General features: G+C 45.1%; 24 protein-coding genes and 1 pseudogene. 7 read left to right on the top strand and 18 right to left on the bottom strand.

Going from position 1 to position 25,278, the window contains the following annotated elements:
• Positions 1-66: 66 nt before the first annotated feature.
• The 5 genes from radC (at position 67) to HP572_RS19255 (ending at position 3,466) form a co-directional block, all read left to right on the top strand.
• Positions 67-732: a DNA repair protein RadC gene (radC, locus tag HP572_RS19275; RefSeq protein WP_039474579.1), complete on the top strand. Its 666-nt coding sequence runs from the start codon at positions 67-69 to the stop codon at positions 730-732.
• A 237-nt stretch (positions 733-969) separates the two neighbouring features.
• On the top strand, positions 970-1,206 hold the full coding sequence (gene rpmB / locus HP572_RS19270) for a 50S ribosomal protein L28 (RefSeq protein ID WP_005967968.1): 237 nt from the start codon (positions 970-972) through the stop codon (positions 1,204-1,206).
• An 11-nt stretch (positions 1,207-1,217) separates the two neighbouring features.
• Positions 1,218-1,385, top strand: a complete 168-nt coding sequence (rpmG, locus tag HP572_RS19265) for a 50S ribosomal protein L33 (protein ID WP_002208990.1) — start codon at positions 1,218-1,220, stop codon at positions 1,383-1,385.
• A 230-nt stretch (positions 1,386-1,615) separates the two neighbouring features.
• Positions 1,616-2,425 (top strand): bifunctional DNA-formamidopyrimidine glycosylase/DNA-(apurinic or apyrimidinic site) lyase, encoded by an 810-nt coding sequence (gene mutM / locus HP572_RS19260; protein WP_240584062.1) that lies wholly within the window; start codon positions 1,616-1,618, stop codon positions 2,423-2,425.
• A gap of 66 nt (positions 2,426-2,491) precedes the next feature.
• Complete coding sequence (locus tag HP572_RS19255; protein WP_240584061.1) at positions 2,492-3,466, top strand: glycosyltransferase family 9 protein; 975 nt, start codon at positions 2,492-2,494, stop codon at positions 3,464-3,466.
• 8 nt (positions 3,467-3,474) lie between these two features.
• Here the strand turns inward: HP572_RS19255 and coaD are convergent, their stop codons facing one another.
• From coaD to rfaD, 16 genes are all read right to left on the bottom strand, one after another.
• Positions 3,475-3,954: a pantetheine-phosphate adenylyltransferase gene (gene coaD, locus HP572_RS19250; protein WP_240584060.1), complete on the bottom strand. Its 480-nt coding sequence runs from the start codon at positions 3,952-3,954 to the stop codon at positions 3,475-3,477.
• 38 nt (positions 3,955-3,992) lie between these two features.
• The gene (waaA, locus tag HP572_RS19245) at positions 3,993-5,270 is read right to left on the bottom strand and encodes a lipid IV(A) 3-deoxy-D-manno-octulosonic acid transferase (protein ID WP_119880669.1); all 1,278 of its coding nucleotides are present in this window, start codon (positions 5,268-5,270) and stop codon (positions 3,993-3,995) included.
• Between the two features lie 205 nt (positions 5,271-5,475).
• Positions 5,476-6,357: a glycosyltransferase family 32 protein gene (locus tag HP572_RS19240; protein ID WP_240584059.1), complete on the bottom strand. Its 882-nt coding sequence runs from the start codon at positions 6,355-6,357 to the stop codon at positions 5,476-5,478.
• A gap of 189 nt (positions 6,358-6,546) precedes the next feature.
• Positions 6,547-7,308 carry a DUF1796 family putative cysteine peptidase gene (locus tag HP572_RS19235; RefSeq protein WP_240584058.1) on the bottom strand — a complete coding sequence of 254 codons (762 nt, stop codon included), beginning with the start codon at positions 7,306-7,308 and terminating at the stop codon, positions 6,547-6,549.
• Positions 7,309-7,319: 11 nt separating this feature from the next.
• Complete coding sequence (locus tag HP572_RS19230; RefSeq protein WP_240584057.1) at positions 7,320-8,195, bottom strand: GT-D fold domain-containing glycosyltransferase; 876 nt, start codon at positions 8,193-8,195, stop codon at positions 7,320-7,322.
• Positions 8,195-9,445, bottom strand: a complete 1,251-nt coding sequence (locus tag HP572_RS19225) for a glycosyltransferase (protein WP_240584056.1) — start codon at positions 9,443-9,445, stop codon at positions 8,195-8,197. The genes HP572_RS19230 and HP572_RS19225 overlap by 1 nt, the downstream gene beginning before the upstream one ends.
• A gap of 159 nt (positions 9,446-9,604) precedes the next feature.
• Complete coding sequence (locus tag HP572_RS19220) at positions 9,605-10,501, bottom strand: glycosyltransferase family 2 protein (protein WP_240584055.1); 897 nt, start codon at positions 10,499-10,501, stop codon at positions 9,605-9,607.
• A 131-nt stretch (positions 10,502-10,632) separates the two neighbouring features.
• Positions 10,633-11,406 carry a glycosyltransferase family 2 protein gene (locus HP572_RS19215; RefSeq protein WP_240585783.1) on the bottom strand — a complete coding sequence of 258 codons (774 nt, stop codon included), beginning with the start codon at positions 11,404-11,406 and terminating at the stop codon, positions 10,633-10,635.
• A 100-nt stretch (positions 11,407-11,506) separates the two neighbouring features.
• Positions 11,507-12,532 carry a glycosyltransferase gene (locus HP572_RS19210; RefSeq protein ID WP_240584054.1) on the bottom strand — a complete coding sequence of 342 codons (1,026 nt, stop codon included), beginning with the start codon at positions 12,530-12,532 and terminating at the stop codon, positions 11,507-11,509.
• Positions 12,533-12,584: 52 nt separating this feature from the next.
• Positions 12,585-13,595, bottom strand: coding sequence for a lipopolysaccharide 3-alpha-galactosyltransferase (gene waaO, locus HP572_RS19205; protein WP_240584053.1), 1,011 nt, complete (start codon positions 13,593-13,595; stop codon positions 12,585-12,587).
• 77 nt (positions 13,596-13,672) lie between these two features.
• Complete coding sequence (locus tag HP572_RS19200; RefSeq protein WP_240584052.1) at positions 13,673-14,788, bottom strand: glycosyltransferase family 4 protein; 1,116 nt, start codon at positions 14,786-14,788, stop codon at positions 13,673-13,675.
• Positions 14,785-15,855 (bottom strand): lipopolysaccharide core heptosyltransferase RfaQ, encoded by a 1,071-nt coding sequence (gene rfaQ, locus HP572_RS19195; RefSeq protein WP_240584051.1) that lies wholly within the window; start codon positions 15,853-15,855, stop codon positions 14,785-14,787. The genes HP572_RS19200 and rfaQ overlap by 4 nt, the downstream gene beginning before the upstream one ends.
• 191 nt (positions 15,856-16,046) lie before the next feature.
• Entirely contained in the window at positions 16,047-17,132 is a 1,086-nt protein-coding gene (locus HP572_RS19190; RefSeq protein WP_240584050.1) for an O-antigen ligase, read from the bottom strand.
• A 194-nt stretch (positions 17,133-17,326) separates the two neighbouring features.
• Positions 17,327-18,310 carry a lipopolysaccharide heptosyltransferase RfaC gene (gene rfaC, locus HP572_RS19185; protein ID WP_240584049.1) on the bottom strand — a complete coding sequence of 328 codons (984 nt, stop codon included), beginning with the start codon at positions 18,308-18,310 and terminating at the stop codon, positions 17,327-17,329.
• Positions 18,307-19,410, bottom strand: a complete 1,104-nt coding sequence (gene rfaF, locus HP572_RS19180; RefSeq protein ID WP_240584048.1) for an ADP-heptose--LPS heptosyltransferase RfaF — start codon at positions 19,408-19,410, stop codon at positions 18,307-18,309. The genes rfaC and rfaF overlap by 4 nt, the downstream gene beginning before the upstream one ends.
• A gap of 23 nt (positions 19,411-19,433) precedes the next feature.
• Complete coding sequence (gene rfaD / locus HP572_RS19175; protein ID WP_240584047.1) at positions 19,434-20,366, bottom strand: ADP-glyceromanno-heptose 6-epimerase; 933 nt, start codon at positions 20,364-20,366, stop codon at positions 19,434-19,436.
• A gap of 242 nt (positions 20,367-20,608) precedes the next feature.
• Between rfaD and HP572_RS19170 the strand changes: the two genes are divergently transcribed.
• Both HP572_RS19170 and tdh read left to right on the top strand, forming a co-directional pair.
• Positions 20,609-21,805, top strand: coding sequence for a glycine C-acetyltransferase (locus tag HP572_RS19170; RefSeq protein ID WP_240584046.1), 1,197 nt, complete (start codon positions 20,609-20,611; stop codon positions 21,803-21,805).
• A gap of 10 nt (positions 21,806-21,815) precedes the next feature.
• A pseudogene (gene tdh, locus HP572_RS19165) lies at positions 21,816-22,849 on the top strand (L-threonine 3-dehydrogenase).
• Positions 22,850-22,900: 51 nt separating this feature from the next.
• Here the strand turns inward: tdh and HP572_RS19160 are convergent.
• Positions 22,901-23,848, bottom strand: a complete 948-nt coding sequence (locus HP572_RS19160) for a divergent polysaccharide deacetylase family protein (protein WP_240584045.1) — start codon at positions 23,846-23,848, stop codon at positions 22,901-22,903.
• A gap of 2 nt (positions 23,849-23,850) precedes the next feature.
• Entirely contained in the window at positions 23,851-25,152 is a 1,302-nt protein-coding gene (gene envC / locus HP572_RS19155) for a murein hydrolase activator EnvC (RefSeq protein ID WP_240584044.1), read from the bottom strand.
• Positions 25,153-25,278: the final 126 nt, after the last annotated feature.

Here is a 25,278-nt window from a genome sequence, read left to right as displayed (position 1 = left end):
ATCACCGGTGTCGTCCTGTTTTTACGGGCGTGACATGATGCCGTCGAGCGGTATAGGGAGAAGGTGATGGGCTGGGAAAAGGGATTGGCACCGCGTGAAAAACTGGTGCGTTTAGGGGCTGAATCACTGACGGATGTTGAATTGCTGGCGATTTTTTTGCGCACAGGGCTACCGGGCGTGCATGTGATGCAGCTGGCCGAGGATTTACTGGCGCATTTTGGCTCGCTCTATCAACTGATGGCGGCCGACCAGTCGGCGTTTCATCATGCCAGAGGCGTGGGGATATCAAAATATACGCAGCTCAAGGCGATCGCAGAGCTGTCGCGGCGGCTATTTTTCTCTCGCCTGGCGAAAGAGGACGCCATGCTGAACCCGGAAGCGACCGGCCAATATTTGCAGCTGCTGTTGTCTCGGCGTGAGCGTGAAGTTTTTTTAGTTCTATTTTTGGACAATCAACACCACGTTATTCGCCATCAGGAGATGTTTGTTGGTACGATTAACAGCGTGGAAGTCCACCCGCGTGAAATTGTGCGTGAAGCGCTAAAAGCAAATGCTGCCGCGCTAATACTGGCGCATAATCATCCGTCGGGAAAAGCGGAGCCGAGTCAGGCTGACCGTGCAATAACCGAACAAATTGTTAAAGCCTGTCTGTTAATGGAGATCCGCGTGCTCGATCATTTGGTTATTGGGCATGGCGAATACGTTTCTTTTGCCGAGCGTGGCTGGATTTAACAGATATTTCCGCGATCCAATGGGATCTTTAGCTGTTCGGGACTTGAGCACTTACGCTTCAGAGCGTATACTACGCCACCTTTGAGAATCTTGGGTGTGGCGTTAAGAGCCTATCTCAGCAGGTTTATCCTGATGACAGAGTCTTTTCAGTGAAGTTGCTGAGATGGGCTCTAAAGCCTGACGAGGCGGCCAAACCCTATACGAAGCTCGAGCTGATTTGATTTTTGGAGAATAGACATGTCCCGAGTCTGCCAAGTTACTGGCAAGCGTCCGGTGGCCGGGAACAACCGTTCCCACGCACTGAATGCGACCAAACGCCGTTTTCTGCCGAACCTGCATTCACACCGTTTTTGGGTTGAAGGCGAGAAGCGCTTTGTAACACTGCGTGTATCTGCTAAAGGTATGCGTGTTATTGATAAGAAGGGTATTGAGACGGTTCTGGCCGATCTGCGTGCCCGTGGTGAAAAGTATTAAGGAACTGAATCATGGCTAAGGGTGTTCGCGAGAAGATCAAGCTGGTTTCTTCTGCTGGTACTGGTCACTTCTATACCACTACGAAGAACAAGCGTACTAAGCCGGAAAAATTGGAACTGAAGAAATTCGATCCAGTTGTCCGTCAGCACGTTCTCTACAAAGAAGCTAAAATTAAGTAATTTCTGCTTCTTGATAAAAACCCGGCCTTGGTCGGGTTTTTTTTCGCCACATGCCAGCCCGCATGTCGATTTGATTTAACGGTTTTGTGTTAAACACTGTGGGTAAAATACGCCAGCAGTAACCCTATTTCTCATCGTATCCCCTGTCTTTCGTGCTGTCACAGAGGGTATCCTGTTGTTTATGAAAACGTTGTTTATGCTAACGTAGCCACCTTTATCAGGAGACGCACATGCCTGAATTACCTGAGGTTGAAACCAGTCGTCGGGGAATTTCACCGTATCTTGTCGATCACACCATCCTTTATGCTGAAGTGAGGAACTCACGCCTGCGCTGGCCGGTATCGGCTGAGATTCTCTCGCTGAGCGATGAGCCGGTGCTCAGCGTGCGTCGGCGGGCAAAATATCTACTGATTGAGCTGACTCGCGGCTGGATTATTGTGCATCTCGGCATGTCTGGCAGCCTGCGGGTGTTGCCGGAATATAGCGAGCCGGAGAAACACGATCATGTCGATTTGGTGATGGATAGCGGTAAGGTGCTGCGTTATACCGATCCCCGACGTTTTGGTGCCTGGCTGTGGACGGATAATCTGGAAACCTGCTCGGTATTGGCGCATCTAGGGCCAGAACCCTTAGAGGCTGAATTCTCTGCCGATTATCTTTATCAGGCCTCATGCGGTAAAAAGATGGCAATCAAACAGTGGATTATGGATAACAAAGTCGTCGTCGGCGTAGGCAATATTTACGCGAGCGAATCACTGTTTGCGGCGGGCATCCATCCTGACAGAACGGCTGGATCGCTAAATGAAAGCGACGCAGCCATATTGGTGGGCGTGATTAAACAGGTGCTACAGCTTTCGATTGAGCAGGGTGGCACGACGCTGCGTGACTTTTTGCAATCAGATGGCAAACCTGGTTACTTCGCGCAGGAGCTGCGAGTCTATGGCCGCAACGGTGAACCTTGTCGGACATGCGGAACGCCGATAGAAATCGCGAAGCATGGGCAGCGCAGCACATTTTTCTGTCGCCGCTGCCAGAAGTAATCGGTATTGTGGATAAAAATTCAGATAAGTAACAATGACGATAATGCTTATTAAGGGAAAAGAAGTATGCAGCGCATTTTGTTGATAAGAATCGATTTCCTCGGTGATATGGTATGCACTACAGCATTGATTCACTCTCTGAAAAGAAAATGGCCGGCTGCTGAAATCCATGTATTAGCGAACAAATATAATTCATACGCGCTTGAAGATAACCCAGATATAAAAGAAGTGCATCATTATGTTTACAGTAAAAGCCGGGAGAGAAATAACCGCAGTGGTTTAATCAGTTCATTAATCGATAAGTTTTTACTGATTACTCGCTTAAAGCGTTTAAATTTCGATTTGCTGATTATCCCTAATGGTGGGATGAATAAGAATGCGATCCAGTTCGCTAGATGGATGAATATTTCTGATAAGCGGTGGCACACGGCTGAGACCGAGTTTGACGATCGCAATATCAAACATATTACTAATCGGCCAATAAAGCATGAAGTATTAGCGGGGTATGATTTAGTGCCTGAGCTTGGTGTAACGAGCACTGATGATTTACGGCTGTATGTTTATCCTAAACCAGAATTAAAAAAACAATGGTCAGAAAAATTAAAAAATAACGGTAAAGCGAATATCGGATTTTTTATATCAAATACAGCACATGAACGTCGCTGGCCGTGGGAAAACTGGTCCTCACTTGCTAAGTTACTTGGCAATGATTTCAATATCATTATTTTCTCTAGTCCTGGTGAGAAGCCGGAGCAAGATGCGCTTAATGGCATTACGGTTCAGTGTGCCAATACAGAAACAGTGCCTGATCTTATCGCAGCGATGAGCCAATTAGATCTGGTTGTTTCGGCTGATAGTGCACCTGTTCATCTTGGTGCGGCGTTGCAGATACCGGTTGTCGGTCTATTCGAAGCAAGACCAGAGAAATATTTGCGTTGGTATCCGATTGGTGTCAATCACGTCTTGTTGCATTCAGGCAAATGCATCGACAGCATTAGTGTGGCTGATGTCAAAGAGGCCGTCATTTCTCTTATCCCGTAAACGAACTATCAGCGGAGCTTTTCCATTAAGGCACTAACGATGGCATCGGGTAAGAAGTGCGATACGTCACCGCCATGGCGAGCAACTTCCTTAACCAAAGAAGATGAAATAAATGACCACTCTTCAGATGGCATCAGGAAAACGCTTTCGAGAGTAGGCATCAGATGGTGATTCATTTTTGCGAGCTGGAGTTCATATTCGAAATCGGCAACGGCTCGCAAACCACGTACGAGAATGTTGGCGTTTTGCTGCTGTGCAAAGTGCACCATAAGATCGCTGAAACCGACCACTTCGACGTTCGATAAATGTTGCGTCGCACCCTTTGCCAGCGCCACGCGTTCATCCAGAGTGAAAAGCGTATGCTTGCTCGGGCTGGCAGCGATGGCCAGCACCACATGGTCGAACAGTCGTGATGCACGCGTCAGCAGATCCAAATGACCATTGGTTAATGGATCGAACGTTCCAGGATAAATCGCTTTGGTTGTCATCACGTTAGCCCTTCATTCACGGTCTTGGTAGCGCTGTTTTACTGTGTCCGCTGGGGTAAATAAGGTTCCAGTAGCGTAAGCAGCATCTGTAGTGCACCCTGGTTTTGGTGTAACACTTCCACGGCATGTCGACCATAGTAAAGACGATAATCTTCGTCAGCGAGCAGTTTCCCGACTTCTTTTCCAAGTGAGTCTGCATCGGTCACGGTAATCAGCCCGTCGGCCTGATCGAGTTTGTTGCAGATATCTTTGAAATTGAACGTGTGTGGCCCCATCAATACCGGGATAGCATGAGCTGCCGCTTCTAGCGGGTTATGCCCGCCTCGTTCAACCAAGCTTCCACCGACAAAAGCCAGATCGGCGATGCCGTATAACAGCATCAGCTCGCCCATGGTGTCCCCAATGACGACCTGCGTGTTTGCAGGAGGCTGTTCACCACTGCTGCGCAGCGTGTAGGTGAATCCCAGATTCTCTGTCAGCGCCTGCGTGGTGGCGAAACGTTCCGGGTGGCGAGGCACAAGAATGAGTAGTAAGTCAGGGTAGGTGGCAAGCAGCTGTCGGTGAGCAGCCAGAACGATTGCTTCTTCACCTTCGTGCGTACTGGTGGCTATCCATACCGGACGGTGTGGCGCCCATTGTCGACGTAATGTAATGGCTCGTGCCGCCAGTTCTGGCGTCACGGAAATATCAAATTTGAGGCTGCCAGTCACTTTCAGGCTGGAGCGCTTCAGGCCAAGATCGATAAATCGGTTCCCGTCTTCCTGATTCTGGGCGGCGACGAGGGTAATGCGCCGCAAGATATGGCGCATGAGTTTCCCGATCTTTTTATAACCTGCAGCAGAACGTTCTGACAGCCGGGCATTCGCAATGACCAGCGGAATGTCGCGTTTGTGCAGCTCTGCGATCATGTTTGGCCACAGCTCGGTTTCCATAATGATGACGATTTTCGGACGAACCTGGTCAAAAAAGCGCTTCAGGGCACAGGGTAAATCATAAGGTAGGTAAACGTGATAGACCGTATCGCCAAACGCTGAACGCACGCGCTCGGAACCTGTTGGCGTCATGGTTGTTACTGTGATCGGCAGATTGGGGTAACGATGGCGCAGCGCTCTCACTAAAGGAATGGCGGCCAGCGTTTCACCCACCGACACCGAATGCAGCATGATACCGTCTGGCTTGACCTTCTCTGCACAAAAACCGTAGCGTTCACCCCAGCGCCGGCGATAGGCAGGCGCTTTGCGACCACGAAGCCACAGGCGAAGCCAAATCAACGGTTGGATGAGGTACAGGATAATAGTGTAGAGAGTTTGTAGCATAAGGTTTACTGTTATCGGTTATCGCTAGGGTGATTTTATCGGGTTCGTGAGGATAAGGCTATTTGTAAAACGGATGTCGTTTATTCCTCAGCCGATTTTCCTAAAAATCGCAGGCGGATGTGCACATGGCCGCAATCGTTGAATTTGGTACGGGATAAACAGACAGCTGAAAGAACTAGAAGATCCAACTATATCCACATGTACTTTATTTGTGAGACGTTTGTATCTGTTTTGAGTTTTTAAGGAAGACACGTTTAATTTTTCTTATAACACCTTTGCTTTCATTAATAATATTTTTCTTTAGTCGTTGCAGAGGATAAATCAAAAAAAACCATAATTGATAATATAATCTATCTTTTCCTTCCAGAATAACAATAGAGTCTTTGAGCTTACTGTAGTGATGTCTGTTAAGTTCTCTTAGCGTCTCTTCGGTAACATTACGGTATGTTAACCCTATGTTACGATGATTTTCTTCATGATAGAAAAACTCAGTTTTATTGATTTTTTCAATACCAACAGAAAATGGTACTGGGCCTGTAGTATTTAATACACCTTTCATCCCTACACCATAAATCCAAGGTTTGTAGCGTTTTAATCTATGCACAACTTCGTCTATAGCGGATTTAATGTAAGGAGATTTTGGTACTGCAATTATGTTCCATTGTTGGTACTCCCCACATTTTAATAACTCTAACTCTTTATGTAATCCCATATTTCTATCGCAGCCACATTTCTTATTATCCCAACTGCATAGCAATAGTTCACAATCCTCTTTAATGACTTTGTCGAGTGGGATTGAACATGAACTTTTAATATCCAAATAAACGCCACCCTCGATGTAAATCAATAGATAACGAAATAAATCAGCCCTAGCTGCACCATACTTTGGATCTATACTTAAATAGATACTCAGCATCTCTTTTCCGTAATGCTTGTCTATATATTCAATTATGCGTCTTTCATCGTAGAAAAAATACTCCCAACCCAAGTTGCTCTCTTTCAATTTATCCACAGACACTAAAATTTCTTTAGGCAGCTTATGTATGCCTTTAGTATATATCTGATGAATTTTCTTAGGTATTTTCATCACTGTGTCATCCCTGTATTTAAAATGAAAATTGATTCAATGTTTTATTATTTTATATCTATTGAATTATATGTGATTGATTGCAATGCCAACTATAGTGCTATAGCCGATGCGACCATTAATCGCTAACGGCTGTTTTATCTGATGAATCAAGAGGCCTTATTTTTGAGAAATATAATTTATTTTTTATTAATGGTTCAATGATCTTACTTTTTTTCTCCATTTTTTTATTGGTATGAATAAACAGATGAATTTTATTCCTAGTGTTTTAAACCCTTTTTTAACCCGAAATGAAAATGGTGTAATTAATTTATATGCTGAGAATATTTTATTACAATGATCCTCGTCCCCCATGGTCGTAATATTCCCTGAGGAATCCAATGTTATTGTGTATAAGTTTACTCGAAGTATATTTGTTGCTATTTTTCTCTTCTCTATGTGGTCTTTAGATAGATTTTCATTATGCTCTATTATCAAGAAGTCGATGTTTTTACCCATTTTTTTGCAAAGTTCATTACAATTATCAATTACTACGTTGTCATCTGTTGTATGATAATGTGAGAACCAAACTAATAATATTCTTTCTTTGTTTTTTACATTAAAATAAAACCTCGATATTCTCCTGGAGTATTTTTCCTTTACTTTATTGAATGAGTCAGAAAAATTTACATTTATAGGGAAATCGTGATAAAAATAAAAATTAGTATTTTTATTCTTATAATAGTCACAGTTGTTATCGTTAAGTACTGATGGATCTTTTTCTAAAGGAATAAAATCTTCTGGGTTGAGAAAGTCTTTAAAATCATTTAGTAATAGCGTGAATCTCTCTTCAAAACTAGCATTTGTTAGCCAATCAAAAGGCCCTGAAGATATGCGTAGACCATGTTTTTTTAAGTACTCACTGCACGCACAATCTCGGCCAATAGAGTAAATCATATCATATTCTTTCATAACAATTTATCTCAATCAGGATCGAAGAAATTAAATGCATCATCTATATTTTTTATTTCTTTTTCTTTTTTATACCAATCATAAGATTTAGCTATGTGACCTAAATCTAACGCTTGATATCCCAAGTGACTTAAGTCATATGCTAATATTTTTGCAGTGGGGCCAAGAATGATGATTATAACTTTTGACGTGTCTGTTCCTTTTGCTCTTTCCAATATGTTATTATAACTTTCAAACGCGTTTAATGATGGTGCATATTGATATTCTATGGATTTAGCACAGTCAAAAATATTTTTCTCAATTTTGTCAAATATAGTTTCCCCGCAAATTATTTTTACGTCTTTATTTTTCCAAATACTTCTTATCTTTTCGAAATAATCATTATAATCATATTCTTTGTAATATGAGTAAGCTAAAGTTATTTCGGCGCTATAATATCTTTTCCTGAAGTCGATATATTCTTCAATTGTTCTACGAAAGCGAGCTTCGGAAGAACGCCAAAAATTTTTGTTTATATCTGTAAGATTTTTTTTACTATAATAGCAAGCCCGAGGAATGGCTATAAGTGTTTGAGCATGATCTGAGGATAATACTTCTATTAGTCGCCTAGATAGTTCAGGTGATGACGTTTGAAAAGGAATGCTTTTATGGCATATAAGATTTAATTCCCCATCGCCAAACCTACAGATAGATGCTCTTTTTTCCAACAATGTATTGAGGGTTTCGTCGACAGTCTCAATTTTTGGTATATTTAGTTCTTTTAAGTCATCAGCTAATTCATATTTCAATGACTCAATTAGTGATATAGTGAAGTCGTGATCTAACTTCTCTTTTAGATTCACTTTTTTAAGATAAATTAAATTTCTAACTAATTTTCTAATTCCCATTATTTAAAACCCACGTTAATGAATTTTTTTATTTCACAAACTGCTAGTTTTGCATCAATTTCATTAATAACTAGACCTTTATCATATTTTTTAACTCTTTCTGCAGGGGCTCCAAGATCAAAACAAGCTACGGGAATGTTCATGATAATTGCTTCAGCTGTTGTATAGGAAAATGTTTCGGGCCAAACAGATGGTATAAATATAATATCAATTTCATTATTTTCTAGAATTTCTGGCAATTCTTCGCGATTATATTTACCAACCACTCTGGTTTTTTTAGATAATTTCTTATAGTCACCTATAACTACAAGAGATATGTTAGGATCACTATCTATATATAATTCCATTTCATTTAATATATCAGATCCTTTTGATTGTCTTGTTATACTTCCTAAAACACCTATTTTTATTTTATTGTTTCTATTCCCATGTGAGCTTACTTCCCTTAACTTTGGAACGTTATGTAAGGTGATTTTTGTTTTTCTTTCTAGGCATGGATAAGCCTTTATAAAAAGATTGTATCCGGATTGTGAGAAAACTATTAGCTCATCAACATATTTATCAAAGAAGTGTTCCCAATTTTTTCTCCAACTATTTATTTCTATTTCAGGAGCAACAGGTATATCATCATGTGTATTTAAAGGAAAGCACGTCTCACAGCCCTCACCTAAAGGAAGCCCACAAAATCGTCCATTTCTTGTTAAATTAAAAAAAGGACATATAGGAAAGTAATCGTGTCCACGTACGGATAAGAATACATTTTTATTTTTTAATCGACTAATTAAATTTAATACAGCATAAGTATTCGGCCACGACACTAAGTTATTCACTACTATTTCAGATAGTTCTGTTTTTAAAATTTTCTTTTCAAATGAAAACAGATCTTTTACTATAAGGATATATTCATTGTCTCTTTCAAAATAGGTTACTTTATATATATTGAGATCATTCATGTACTGGAATCGAATAATATTATTATTTATTCTTACGTTTTTCAGAATGTTATAAAAGTAGCTTTCAGTCCCACCACCTAAAGATAGATCAAAGAACAAAACTATATTTTTTTTTGAAAATAACTCTAATGATTTTTCTTTTCTCAGTTTTTTATTAGATGGAATTAGAACTCTCTTTATAATAATCCCTAGTATTTTGTATTCAACAAAAATATCTATCTTCCTTACTCTAGCTACAGTGATTCCTAAAAATTTATATTTAACGACAACTCCGTCTGTTTTCTTTTTGAATATCATTTTGGCTGTGTTAACCCTTTTTAATTTATCGCTATTGATAATCAACTCTCAAATGGATACTCATTTATAAATTGCGAGATAAAGATGGTTATCCGTTAGGTTAAATGCTTACTTCATTTTTTATATTTGTTTATTATTTTAAAGGATAATATTTTTTCATCAAATGTAATGCGTTGGTTTTTTATTTTTTGATATAAAGTATTTAGAGCGAGGGTGTTTCTTGGTTACTAAGAATAGAATAATGCTTATCATATTTTTAATTGTTATCTTACCGCGAAGAACATCGCGGATCGTAATAAATATCGTGCTAGCAATGCTTTTTTTATGATATTCGCAGCGTATAAAATATTTAAAATAGAGCGTTTCTGTTACTCTAAAATTGCTTTGTGCCTCTTCAAGGTCCAATGCAGATAACGAATGATGTATCTCATTCAAACAGAATAAAGACAGTTGGTCATCTTTCATTACTTTTATTGTTCTAAAAAAATCGTTGTCAATGCCGTAAAATGCTAATTTCTCCTCAAAAACATAGCCTCTAAATGTTATGATTTTATCTATTGCATTTTTAGATATTGTAATGCCAGACATTGCTGATTCAATAGGTGATTGAATATGCCCTTCAGAAATGACAATATCAGGATTATCATATAAATGCGGGTAGTACTGTGTATACACATCATTTTTCTTTGCTATTATTTTGGGGGCGATAACGTCTGCATCTTTTACCGTGCTTAATCTTATAAAAAAGTCTTTAGGCAAGATTGAATCTTGATCAAGAATAGTAATAAAGTTAAATTCATTTACTTCAATAAAAAAATTATAAATTTTAGATAAAGATAAGTTTCTTATATCTTGAAATATTTTTGCCCTAATCCCTTTTTCCTGACAGGAAGCAAGGAAGTGTTGTACATCCTCTTCATTCAGCAGACTTGGGCCATTGTTCCAGATTAAAACATCTAAGACTATATTCTTAGTTTGAGACGCCAACACTGCTCTTAGAGTATCCGAATTTTCTAGCGTCGAATTATAAATGATCACAACGGATGTGATTTTCATTCCATGTATTCCCAATTTTATCTATATGTAATTATGGTATAGTAAAAATATGATGTCATTATAAATCATATTTCCAATAAGCGATTTACATGGTATTTTATGAGTGACAGATCCTACTTTTCTATGATTTTCTAAGGATTTTTTATCTTGAGGCTCCATAACTCAGCATACTTATTAAAGGTATACTGAGCGTTGACTATAGCGAGTAATAATCCTTGTTTTCCATCTAAAAATCCGGCTTTTAGTATTAATGTTTTAATAAAGGAGAACATTGTGTGAGAAAATATAGAAATATAGCTACAATGCTTACCCTTGGCGTGACGCTCTCTCGCCCAGTCAGACGCATAACGTAATTGTTTTTTTTGAAATTCTGAAAAATCACGACAGGTTAAATGTAATAGATCACCCGTTAATGATTTAACAGCAGCGTTGCCATAGATTAATGATTCATGAACTTGATTATCATTATAATTATAATGATGGTTAGCATAGAAGCGGAGGACTTTATCTGGATACCAACCGCTATACTTCATAAAACGACCGAGGAAAAGGTTTCGTCTTGCACATGCATATACAGTATCGGTAATTATATCTGGCGTTTTTAGTATTGTTTCAACGGAAGAGCGTAATTCCTTTGTCATCCTTTCATCGGCATCAATGAAGAAAATATAATCACCGCTGGCATGGGTCTGAGCTCTTTGTCTTTGTTTGCCATACCCTAGCCAGTTATCGTAGTGATAAATTTTTGCTCCATATTTTTGTGCAATTTCAATTGTATTATCACTACTGCCAGAGTCGACTATTATTATTTCATCTGCCCATGAAATAGATTCTAAGCATTCTTGAATGAGCTCTTCTTCATTTTTTGTTATAATGAGAACCGATAACGTTTTTCGCATACCTATTTTTCCGCTCAGTTTCTACTGAATTATATGTGTCAGGTTGAATTCGAAAGTAATGCACTATATTTATTTTAGGGAATAGGATGTGAAAATTTTTTCAGAATTAATTTTTTTTTGGTGAGGAAGTTAAATATTTTTTTATACTGTATTTTAAGGCGCAGGCTAATCCAGAGATATACTTCCCTGTTTTCAACAAATGCTTATATTTTTTCTTCATTTCTACGAATGTATCAGCATCTTTCAGTTCCCTGACTGACCAGGGAGATTCTTGCTGGGCGTGTTGAAAGTATGATGTTGATGGATAGTTTGCCCATTTGTGCCAAGGCTTAGTTACACCTGTATAGTGTATGAGAATAGTGTCATTTTTTATGATTTCTTTATATTTTTGATGGCTTGAATCTTTCAACTCGTTCTTTATAGAATAAATAGTATTATATTCTCTGGGAAGGAAGGTTACATTACCGTGTAATAATATATTCATGACATCCTGATCTGGATATTGGATTGACTCTTCACCACTTATTAACTTATCAAATATCTTTTGTGTTAAATCCAATTCATTCCAGATAGTTAAATTTACGAATAAAACGCCAGAGTTAAAATATTTCCCTTCTAAGGCAGCAATCTTTAATCGATTTGCTGATTTTTTTTGTGTTTCAGGTAAATCACGAATTACGGCCGCAACATGTGGTGCTGTATCCAACTTGTGAAGCCGCGCTAAAGAACCTTTGCACATTACATCAGCATCAAGATAAAGGAGATTTGATATTTTGTCTGAAAGGTGGGAAAAAGCTAATAACCTGAAATACATCGCATGCGACCAAATATCAGTACAAGGCAATGTTTTTAACATTTCAGAATTTATTTTATATAAGACGATTTTAGTTTTGAATTTTTCAGAAAGAATATTTAATTTTTTAATAAAGTCATCATCAAAATCATCAGAAAAAACATGGAATGTAAAATCGATGTCATTATTGATGAGAATTGATGCTATTGATATTCCACAACCAATAGCATAATTTTTATCTATACCATAAGCAACGTTTAGAGTGTCATTATCGGCGATTGGCTGATGTCTATTATTTTCGAAAACTGAAAGAACATCAATATGCGATGAAAAGACCATTACATCACCTTAAAAGAAGAAAAATTTAGCGTTTGGACTTTAGCGTTCGTTTTTAAAATGCTTTTTTATAAAAATATTTTAAGTAGCTAATTGTGCCAGAAATAAATTGGCTGTTATGAAACTGATGCTTAGCACAATATCGCGTGTTACTTGCTGTCACAGCGTCTAAGAGAGGTTCGTTTTTCCATGGCGAATTGTCTTTGGCTTTTAAAAAATATTTTGTGCAAGTGTAATTGGCTGCCCATTTATGCCATGGCTTAGTTGGGCCAATATAATGAATAAATACAGTTTCTGTGGAGATAGGCGTTGGTGCTGACTCGCCATTGCTATATTTTAATTCATAATTAATACTAAACTGGGTGTTGTATTTATAGCCCAGTTGATAAGATTTCCCTGCCAAAAGTATATTTAAAACATCCTGATCAGGATGAGTAATGACTTTCTTCATCTCTGGATCGATCAAAAAACGCATGCTATTTTCTGTTACAGATGCTTGATGCCAGTTATTTATTTCAATTAACAAAACGCCGGAATTAAAGTAGCCATTGCTGAGTTCAGGATGTTGAAGCTTTTGTGCACGGTTTTCCCACCAACTTCTATCACCATCTAAAACAGCGGCGGCAATATGGCTACTAATATCTAATTTTATTAATTCTTGCAACGAGCCATTACATATAATGTCCGCATCAAGGTAGAGAACTCTATCGAGTATCTGATAGAAATAGTCGGCAATAATAAAACGAAAATAAATGGCATAGCTCCAGAGTTTTGTTTCTGGTAACGTTTTTAACCAAGAACAATCAACGATATAAATGTTAATGGTTGTATTGTATTGCTCTGCCATCTCTTGAAATCTGGCTTTATCACCATCACTGAGTTTGTCGGTAAACACGTGAAAGGATAAACAGTAATCCGGATTCTTTAATAAAATAGATGCGATAGCGATGGCGCAGCCATAAATGAATTTTTCATCAGTGCCAAAGGCTATGTCTAACTCGGCATCTTTTTTAGAATAGGAGAATGAGTGTACACTTTTTATGACTTTTTCTTTGTCAAAGTACATGCGCTTACCGTGTTGGATGAATAGCGAAGAGAATAACGTGTTGTAAGAAACAGGTCAGAATATGTTTTTATTTATCATTATGATTCGATAATCAACTGTGCCGCTTTTTCTGGCAGACTATAAATATCTTCTGTATCGGCAAAATGGCGGGCATTTTCTGCCCACTGTTTAAGCGTTTCTGGCTGACTGAGCGCGTGTAATAACGTGTGATTCAGTGCTGTCTGGCTAAAAGGCTCTGGGATGACCTGCCCGGCCTGTGAGCGCTCAATGTAAAAAGCATAACCGCACGCATCGGTAACGAGTATGGGCAGCCCAGCCGCGATAGCCTCAAGTAAAACGATGCCTGCGGCTTCCTGATGAGCCGGATGAAGCAACAAATCTGCGGCTGCCATGAAGTCAGGAATGTCATCTCGGCCAGAGAAGAAGTGTATTTGTTTACCGATGCCGAGCTGCTCTGCCTGTTGTTGAAACGGTTTTGGATCGTCCTGACCGACAACCAGCAGCGTTACACGTTGACGCAGTTCCTGTGGCAGGCTGGCGATAGCGGTCAGACTGCGGCCAACGCCTTTGCGTTTGAAGTCGGAACCGACTTGTAATAGAACAAATCCGTTTTCATCCAGATGGTGCTGTTGACGAAACCGAGAGCGCGTATCTGGAGATCGCGTGCTGTATTTTCTGTCCCGCGAAATACCCGGCGGCAGCATAAAAAAGCGTTCATTTTGTGTGCCGTAATGCTTCTGAAAATGGGCGATTTGCCGTGGCGTCAGCATCAGCATACGCGTATGGCTGTTTTTATCGAACACGTCTCGTTCAAGTGCTGCGTAGCCGCGGTAGCGGGGTGTTAGTCGATAAAAGAAGCCTTTTTCCTGAACCGCCTTTTCTGCCGTACATCCTTCTGCGGCATAGTAGAAGTCCAGTCCTGGCATTTTGCTAAATCCGACAACGCGATCGACAGGATGCTGTTGTAAATTGCGTTGTATCCAGTCTGAAAAACGGCGATGGCGCGTATGGTTACCCAGCCCTGAGATAGGTACGAGAACGATGTTGAACCCTTCAGGTTTGTCGCCTTGCCATTCACTCGTGTAAACACGAATGTCGTGGCCTTGTTTTTGGCACGTTAGTGCAATGCTCAGAAAATCCCGCTGTAGCCCGCCGAAAGGAAAGAATTTATAGACGCAGAATGCGATTTTCATTTGGTGTTCTCTTCCTGCGCCTCTTGTAGCATGTGTTCTGATGCCTGAATAACCGCTTGCGCAGGAATGCAGGACAAGTATTTAACTGTCTGATCGTAATTCTGCTGGGCTGGCATCTGCTGATATTCACCTGCCCAAATCTGCTTATAGCGATCGCACCACGGGCGCCATAATTTGTAGTCTGTTGGGCCAAACAGGCACACTAGCGGCGTATTCAATGCGGCAGCCATATGCATGGGGGCGGAATCCACACCGATATACAACACCGCGTTGTCAATTAACGCCGCCAGCTCAAGAAAACTCGTTTTACCCGCAAAGGTCATATCGGGTTTATGCGTGCACTGTGAGTGAATGTCGCGCACCACGTTTAAATCGTCTTCTGAAGGACCACAGGTTAAAACGACTTCCAGATTTTTTGTTTTAAGGTAGTCAATGACCTGAGCGAATTTGTCGTTGTCCCAGTATTTGTAATATTGGCGAGTCGTGGGTTGGATGACGACGTAGCGTTGCGTTAAAAGTGTAGGGTGTTGATCGGCGATACTTTGGGCGTCTTCCTGACGATAATACAGTGATAATGTAGAATGTGTATTTGACGCTGGCAGGTTGAGCGGGGTGAGGAGATGAAGATTTTGCTCAACAATGTGCGCTCCCATTGGCGGAACGCAGGTGCTGAAAAATGAACGCCAAATCTTTCCTTTCAGACTATTGCCCCGATCGAGAGCAATACTGTGACATCCCAATGATTTCACCAATAGGGCTATCGGCCACTGGTCAGCTAAATTGACGATCAGATCGTAATTATTTTTCTTAAGCTGTTGCCTGATTTCTTTGAAATTACGGACTTTTTCCAAAAGAGTTCGAGTCTTTCTTTTGAGTCCATAAAGCTTGTGTATCTCTGGATTGGCGGAGAGAATTGGCATCGTATCCTGATACAGCAATACGTCAATTTTGGCGTCAGGGTAATTGGCTTTCAGCGTGCTGATGAGCGGAGTGGTCAGCAGCATATCGCCATGATATCTGAGCTTCACCACGAGAATCCGGCGATAAGAGATGATGCGTTGACTCACTCGTTTTCCTTCATGTAATCAAAAGTTATGATTTTTACAGATACGCTACCGCCTTGGCTCAACAGCTACCAAAAGACTGATCCTATCCATGTGGCGCGACAGCATGAATAGCTAATTTTGCGTTATGGTACTAAAACCCATCCCCCTCTCACAGAGGTAAATGCGACTGCTACATGCTAATTATAACAGGGCTAATTCTTTAGCCATTTTCCGGTCAGCGTTGTGCCGAGGCAAAACGCCATAAGCCACGCAATAAGCATGTCTCGTGAATAGAGAATGACATCGCTAAGTCCATACATCAGCAGGGCAAAAAGCAATGCAGCTGAGAGGTGGCTGCGTAGAACAAAAAATGAAAAATAAAATAAAGCGGCATAGAGCAACACTAGCAATATTGCGCCCGGCAATCCCTTAAGGGAAAAGGCATCAACCACTTCGTTATGCAGATGGACATCCAGATATTCCACCGCACCCGCTAAGTTCGGCTTTTGCTCTGCTTGTGCAACGATTCGCTCTGCGCGCTGTTCGGCAGACTGCCCCAATAATGCTTCTTCCCCAGCTTCGATACCTGATTGATACATCGCGATTCGTGCACCAACCGAGGTTCTGCTGTTATTCATGCTATAGCTGTGGACGTCATTAATCAGATCGTTAACACGCTGATGAATCGTTTCCTGGAAAAGGAATAAACACAGGAGAAGCGTGGCCGATGAGCCGACTAATGCTTTTATAAATAGCGGCTTACTGTGCCTGACTTCTGACAATAAAATGGTTGCGCCAACAATAGGATAGACGAAGATGGCCGCCCGGGTTTCCGTCAGCAGAATAGCGACAGTCACTAACAGGAAATGCCCCAGATAGAGATAATACTTATAGGTTGAATCGAGCTTAAGCAGCGCCTGTGCGCTTAAGGCACCGATGAAGGTAAGAAAATAGGCCGCACTCGTTGCGGTACCAAATACTAATCCAATACGGTGCATGCCGCTGAATAATGACTGATAGAACGCGTAGCCTAGCGTGAGAACACAGATTGCGATGATGTAGAAGCGTGGCTGTTGCCGATTTTTTTGCGAGATATGCAGGACTGTCAGCAGGATGAATGCCCCCAGAATACCGGCATGCGCGGATGTCCTGTAGGCGTTATACACATAAGGTAACAGGCTATCGGGTTGATAATAGTGGTGATACCAAATGAGATTGGTTAAGCCGATAGCCAGCAGGCAAAGTGGAATCAGTAACAGCCGCTTAGCCGCTATTACTGTTCTTAAGTGTGTCGCCACATAAAAAACAGATAGCGAGCCCGTGAGATAAAAAAGCCACCCGGCAATAATGCTACTAAATGGCATGATGGCTAATGTGAGTAAACAGCCGGGGAAAATCGCTTTAAGCGCGACAGCCGAACTTATGCTGGGCGTTTTTCCCAGTTCGTACCTTAATTCATTGAGCATGTATTTGTTCACAGTCGGGAGCGATGTCACTCGCCTGATTCAGGTAATTCTATCAGCTTCTCTAATTTCTGATGGATGAGGCTAGCGGGAATAGTCTCCATTTTCTGGCTTTCAGACATTTCCACCACCTGATTCATCCCGTAGCCGCCAATCAGCCCCGGGTCGGTTGGTCCGTATAGGGTGATATTTGGACGATCCAGTGCTGCCGTCAGGTGACTAAGTCCGGTATCGACGGAAACGACGGCTTTGGCGCCCGCTAGCACCTCGGCAACCTGTTGCAGCGTGAGGCGTGGTAAGACTTCAACGTGTGGAAAGCCTTCGGCCAGCCGTAATGCACGCTGGTGCTCATGCTCCGCTCCCCAGGGGAGTTTGATGCGTAATCCACTCGGGGCTAATAGAGCAATCAGTTCACGCCAGTGTGCTTCCGGCCAGTGTTTTTCATCACGCGTCGTGGCGTGGAGAAACACCAGATAGCGATTGGCGTCTGCGGGCGACTGGGAGAGAAAACGCGAGGCAATCGCATAGTCGCCGCGCTCGGCGGGTTTCCGATAGTTCAGGCTGGCGGCAAACAGCTCACGTATGCGCTCGACGGCATGCTGCCGACGGCTTATTGGGTGGCGGTAGTTATAAAACCAGCTTGCCAGCGGTTCACGCGCACTTTTGCAATCCAATCCGTGTTTCTTTCCGTTGGCGAGTCGCGTAACCAGCAGCGAGCTTTTAATCAGTCCTTGCGCATCAATAACCGCATCGTAGCGATACTGGCGTAGCTGGCGTGTGAACTCTGCACGCTCCTGACGTATCGGGGCGCTGAACCAGCTTTTGCGCCAGCGGCGTATTGCGACTGGAATTACGCGAGAAACCGCCGGGTGCCAGCTGGGAACTTGCGCGAAACCTTCTTCAACCACCCAGTCAAACTGGATTCCGGGAATAGCCTGCATTGCGTCGGTCAAGGCTGGCAAGGTGTGCAGCACATCGCCCATTGACGACGTTTTCACGATCAGCACTCTCATGCATCCGCTCCCGGCACCCGGCTTTCTCCTGGAACGAGATTTTCTCTTGGCGTGAGATTTTCTTTGGGAATGAGATAGCTATCCAATGCGCTGAGCACGCGTTCGGGCTGAATGTCGATCAAACTCTGGTGATAACCCTGCTCGGCATCCCCTTTGCGCACCCGGTGATAGCCGGTAATCAGGCGAATCACCTCGGCCTGATGGGACAGCGGCGGAGTAAAATCAGGGCTGCTCGGACCGTAAAGCGCGACCAGCGGACGGTGAAGTGCCGCCGCAACGTGCATCAGCCCAGAATCGTTGCTGACGACGGCGTGGCAGGCGGCAATGAGCACGACTGCCTGTTCCAGCGAGGTTTTCCCCGCCAGATTGGTGCAATGCTGCCGCGCGTCTTCCGTTAATCCCTGAAGGATATCGTCACAGGCCGAACGGTCATTGGCCGAACCGAACAGCGCGATCTGGTAGCCACGTTCAATCAGTGACTGTGCCAGCGCAGCATAGTGATAATGCGGCCAGCGCTTGGCGGGGCCGAACTCGGCACCGGGGCAAAAGCCGATGATGGGGCGTGCATCACTGAGGTCAAACGCCTGCGTCATGTCCGCAATTTCGGCCTGATTGACCTGTAACTGTGGCCACAGTAACGGCTGCGGTAAATCTTCGGCACGACGGATACGGCTACGATCATAGGCTAACGCGGTATAGCGCTGAACCATCAGCGGAAATGCGGCTTTATCCAGCACGCGTACGTCGTTCAGCAGCCCGTAACGCATTTCGCCACGCCAGCCTGTACGCTGCGGAATGTTAGCAAAGAAGGGGACCAGCGCAGATTTAAAGGAGTTAGGCAGCACGTAAGCGCGATCGTAGCCCGCATCGCGCAGCGATACGCCAAGACGGCGACGCTCGCCCAGCTCCAGTGCGCCGTGACCTAGCGGCATGGCTAACGCCTGATTGACTTCCGGCATCCGTGCCAGCAGCGGACGGCACCAGGCCGGCGCCATCACGTCAATAACCGCTTCCGGGTGTTCAGCCTTCAACGTGCGATAAAGGCTGTGCGACATCATCATATCGCCGACCCAGGAAGGGCCGATGACCAAAATTTTCATACCGCTTATGAATCCTTATCCGATTAAACGGTACGGTTCAGCCAGGCCATATATTCCGCCACGCCTTCGGCGACGGTTTTGAACGGCTTGTCATAGCCTGCGGCACGCAAATTGGTGAGGTCGGCTTGTGTATAAGCCTGATAGCGGCCTTTCAGCTTCTCGGGGAACGCGATGTATTCCACGCTGCCTTTTTGATGGAAGGCGAGGGTGGCGTCGGCGACGGCCTGGAAGGATTCGGCGCGACCGGTACCACAGTTAAAGATGCCGGAAACACCGTTTTGCCAGAACCACAGGTTGACGGCGGCGACATCACCGACGTAGATAAAGTCACGTTGGAAGTTCTCGCTACCGGAGAACAGCTTCGGATTTTCACCTTGATTAATCTGGTTATTCAGGTGGAATGCGACGCTCGCCATGCTGCCTTTATGGCCTTCGCGCGGTCCGTAGACGTTGAAATAGCGGAAGCCGCAGATCTGTGATTCAGCTTCCGGGAGAATTTCACGCACGTACTGGTCGAACAGGAATTTAGAGTAGCCATAGACGTTCAGCGGCTGCTCGTATTGACGCTCTTCGATAAAGTTATCGTTGCGGCCGCCGTAGGTTGCGGCAGAAGAGGCGTACAGGAACGGAATGTTGCGATCGAGGCAGTAGTGCAGCACGTCTTTAGAATACTGATAGTTGTTATCCATCATGTATTTGCCATCCCACTCGGTGGTGGAAGAGCAAGCGCCTTCATGGAATACGGCGTCGATATCGCCCAGATCGTCACCTGCAACGATGCTGGCGATGAAATCTTCTTTATCCACGTAATCTGCGATGTCCAGATCGACCAGATTGGCGAACTTGGTGCCGTCTTTCAGGTTATCGACAACCAGAATGTCCCGATAGCCGATGTCATTCAGAGATTTTACGATATTGCTGCCGATAAAACCGGCACCGCCAGTAACGATAATCATGGGCGCGACCTTTATTAATCTTGCCGGTGAGGCACCGCGCCCCACACTGTTTATGACCGCTATAATAGCATTTCATTTTACCGCAAGCAGCCAGAGCTTAATTTATCCCGTGTTGCTCCCACATTTTTAAGATGATTCAGGCCGTGACGAAGCCAGCATTTTCAGACTGTTTACCCCGCATTTCTGCCGACATCCGCTAGCTTAAAAACCATAACGCAATCTTTTTATGGGAGAGTGACGCTATGCCTGCCGCGTTTTATCAACAACTTACTACACAAATTATGGCTGCACGCACCGAAGGGGTGTTCAAGGAGGAGCGCATCATTACCTCTGCGCAGCAGGCTGAAATAGAGGTGATGGACAGCGACCGCCTGCTCAATTTCTGTGCCAATAATTATCTTGGTCTGGCGGACAGCCCCGAGCTGATTGCCGCTGCAAAAGCCGGATTGGACAGCCACGGTTTTGGTATGGCGTCGGTGCGCTTCATCTGTGGAACGCAGGATATCCATAAAGAGCTGGAGCGTAAGCTGGCGGATTTTCTGGGAATGGACGACGCGATTCTCTATTCCTCCTGTTTTGATGCTAACGGTGGGCTGTTTGAAACGCTGATGGGGCCGGAGGATGCGATTATTTCCGATGCGCTCAATCATGCCTCAATCATCGACGGTATTCGGCTATCGAAGGCGCGGCGCTACCGCTACGCCAATAACGATATGAGCCAGCTGGAAGCACAGCTGCAACTGGCCAGAGCGGAAGGGGCAAGGCATGTGATGATCGCCACCGACGGCGTTTTCTCGATGGATGGTGTGATTGCCGATTTGCAGGGGATTTGCGATCTGGCAGATCATTATGATGCGCTAGTGATGGTGGATGATTCCCACGCGGTAGGATTTGTCGGTGAACAAGGGCGCGGAACGCATGAACGCTGCGGCGTGATGGAGCGCGTCGACATCATCACTGGGACGTTAGGCAAGGCGCTGGGGGGCGCATCGGGCGGTTATACGGCGGGCAAGCATGAGGTGATCGACTGGCTGCGTCAGCGCTCTCGACCCTATCTTTTTTCCAACTCGCTCGCCCCTGCCATTGCTACCGCGTCGCTCAGGGTTCTGGACCTGCTGGAACAGGGCGGAGAGCGACGTGAGCGTCTGTGGGCAAATGCCCGTCTTTTCCGTGAAAAGATGACAGCCGCAGGGTTCACGCTGGCGGGAGCCGATCACGCCATTATTCCCGTCATGTTGGGGGAAGCGCAGCTGGCACAGGATTTTGCGCAGGCGCTACAGCGGGAAGGTGTTTATGTCGCAGGCTTTTTCTATCCCGTTGTCCCCCTCGGTCAGGCGCGTATTCGTACCCAAATGTCGGCCGCCCATACGCCGCAGCAAATCGAATTCGCCGTCGAGGCTTTTATCCGCGTGGGCAAACGTCTGGGTGTGATCATCTGAGGAAACCATCATGAAAGCATTGGCAAAACTGCGGCCGGAAGAAGGCATCTGGATGGTGGACTCGCCCACGCCGGAGCTCGGGCATAACGACATCATGATTAAAATCCGCAAAAGCGCGATTTGCGGAACGGATGTGCATATTTATAACTGGGACGAATGGTCGCAGAAGACCATTCCTGTTCCGATGGTCGTTGGGCATGAATACGTGGGTGAGATTGTCGCTATCGGTCAGGAAGTTAACGGTTTTCATATTGGCGATCGGGTCTCTGGCGAAGGGCATATTACCTGTGGCTACTGTCGCAACTGCCGTGCCGGGCGACGTCATTTATGCCGCAATGCCATCGGCGTCGGGGTCAATCGTCCCGGTTCGTTCGCGGAATATCTGGTGATTCCTGCCTACAACGCGTTTCGTATTCCTGACAATATTTCTGACGAGCTGGCCGCCATTTTCGATCCCTTCGGTAACGCGGTGCATACCGCACTGTCCTTCGATCTCGTGGGGGAAGACGTGTTGATCGCCGGCGCGGGGCCGATAGGCATGATGGCGGCGGCGGTATGTCGTCATGTGGGTGCAAGGAATGTCGTGATTACTGATGTGAATGCGTACCGTCTGGATCTCGCCAGTAAAATGGGGGCAACGCGTGCCGTCAATGTGGCGCAGGAAAATCTGGCGGACGTGATGATCGGGAACTGGGCATGACCGAGGGGTTTGATATCGGTCTGGAGATGTCGGGTGCGCCATCGGCCTTTCGCGCCATGCTGAAAGCGATGAATCACGGTGGGCGTATCGCCATGCTGGGTATTCCGCACGAACCGATGTCGATTGACTGGGGAGAGGTGATTTTTAAAGGGTTGTTTATCAAAGGTATCTACGGACGGGAAATGTTCGAAACCTGGTACAAGATGTCGGCGCTGATTCAGTCTGGGCTGGATTTGTCACCGATTATCACCCACCGCTTTCACATTGATGAGTTTCAAAAAGGCTTTGATGCCATGCGCTCGGGTCAGTCGGGCAAGGTTATTCTCAATTGGGATGAAAGATAACCCTGCCGTGACGAGTTCGTGCGATAGCAAAAGGGAAACGCGCGCTTGGTGTTACGGCTGTTTGTGTGTTTCGGTCTCGGCTGGCGCAACCCAGGTCTGCCAACGGTGCTTGATAAACATCACCGGAGCGCTTTCCCGAATGCTGCTGCTCACCAGTTTGAAGAACACGTCGTTCTTCACCGGTTCCGGCGGCTGCTTAACCTGACACTGTTGTATGCCGCGGAACGGATTACGCGGTTTGGTTGGCTGCTGCGGCTGAGGTTCATACTGCCGCGTCGGCTCATTCAGCAACTGGCTAGGGCGGACTAAGACAATATCGGCGTCCAGCGTGGGCAGCATCTGCTGCAAGACGCGGATAGTTGAAGGATGCGGATGCCCGATAGCGATGGCTGAACCGCTGCGGCGGGCGATTTGCACCGCGCGGGTAAACTGTTTACGAATCTCGGCTTCGTTTTGTGAATCATCCAGAAAGACTTTGCGTTTGATGACTTTGACGTTTGTTCCTGCCGCGGCCTGGCTCGATTGGCTGCTGCCAATGGTCATGCTATCGAGGAAATAAAGCTGGTAAGCGCTCAGCGCCTGCATGACTTTTTGCATACCGGTCAGGCTGGCGGTCATCGCGCTGCCCATATGGTTATTCAACCCAACAGCGTAAGGCACGTTATTAACCGATTGGCGGATAATGCGCTGAATTTCTTCGCTGCTCATGTCCGGGCGTAACGTATCGCGCTCCAACGGCTGCTTGCTCATCGGTGCCATCGGCAGATGGATCAGGACTTCTCGCCCTTGCTGGTGGGCTTTGGTCGCCATTTCACGGGCGTACGGCGCGTTGGGTAATACCGCGATGGAAATCGCCGTCGGCATCGCCAGAATCTGATTCTCATTATGCGGGCGATAGCCGAAATCATCGATGACGATGGAAAGTTTCCCGGCCAGTGCCAAAGGAGACAGGGCGAGCAGACTCAACGCCAACAGCGGTGTTTTGGTTAAATAAGACAAGACTACCTTCCCAGCCAAGGTTGTGGATTGACCGCCTGACCCTGGCGACGGATTTCAAAATACAGTCCAGGCTGACTCTGCCCACCGCTGGTGCCGACCAGCGCAATGGGTTGCCCTGCCTTGACCTGAGCGCCAACGGAAACCAATGCGCTCTGGTTATAACCGTACAGGCTCATATCGCCTTTACCATGCTGCACAACCACGACCAGGCCGTAACCCTGTAGCCAGTCGGCCATCAGTACGGTTCCGTCGGCGATCGCCTTCACTTCCGTTCCTTCCGGTGCGGTAATCACCATGCCCTTCCAGCGCAGTTCGCCCTGCAACGGCTCCCCGAAACGATGCTCAATACGTCCGTTAACCGGCCAGATGGCTTGACCTGAAGGTCGCCCTAAACCGCCGGTTCGGGCCATGAGTGAGCGTTCACCTTCAGTCGGTTTGTAGCTGCTGCCGCTGCGTTTGGCCTGCTCTTCTTTCGCGCGAACTTTAGCGGCCTCGCGCGCTTCCCGTTCAGCACGGGCTTTCGCTTCTCGCTCAGCGCGGGCGATCTGATCGCGTAACCGAGTTTCATTCTGGCGCAGTTCTGTCAACTGTTGCTGATCTTTTTCCAGCGAGCTTTCCAGCGTCGATAGCGTTTTCTTCCGATCGGACTGTGCCTGCTCCAGCGTCTGCTGTTGTTGCTGTTGGTCGCCCAGCAGCGTTTTTTGCTGTGCCTGCTTTTGTTCCAACTGACGCTTTTGGTCAGCCAGTTCTACGCGCGTTTGCTGCAATTCGTGGATAGATTTCTGCCGCGCTTCATTCAGGTAGCCGAAGTAGGCGAGGATGCGCTCGTTGCGCTGACTTTCTTCTCCGCTCAGCATTAATTGCAGTGCGCTGTGCTGCCCTTGCCGGAAGGCGGCGTCAAGCTGACGGGAAAGTAACGTTTGTTGCTTATCCTGCTGAGATTGCAGTTTTGCGATAGAGGCGCTGAGGCTGGTTAATTCTTTATTGAGCGTGGACAGCGTATTGCGCGTTTCATGCAGTTGACGACTGGCCTGAGAGATGGATTGCTCCTGCTTTTTCAACTGCTGGACTAAGGCACTACGCTGCTTTTGTTGTTCTTGAACGCTTTTTTCTTTCGCGGCGATATCTTGTTGCAGGGTCTTAAGCTGTGCCTGATTATCTTCAGCCTGGCTGAGCGCGGGCAACAGCAAAACGCCAACGCAGAGTGCGCTGACGCAGCGGGTGAGCAGCCTTTGTAATGCGGATAAATGGCAATCGGCGCTACATGCCACTCGACTCTGTACAAATAACGCGTTTTTACTCATAGCGGTGAATTATTCCACGATGAACAGCGGCTTACCAGTTGTCTGTTGTCTGATTTCTATTTCCAGACGTGACAAGCATGGCACAAAGGTGGGCGTCTGGGCGCATCAATATATAGATAAATGGAA

It is taken from the genome of Pectobacterium sp. PL64, assembly GCF_022477975.1.
GTDB lineage: Bacteria > Pseudomonadota > Gammaproteobacteria > Enterobacterales > Enterobacteriaceae > Pectobacterium > Pectobacterium jejuense.
This window is presented reverse-complemented; position numbering and strand designations above follow the sequence as displayed.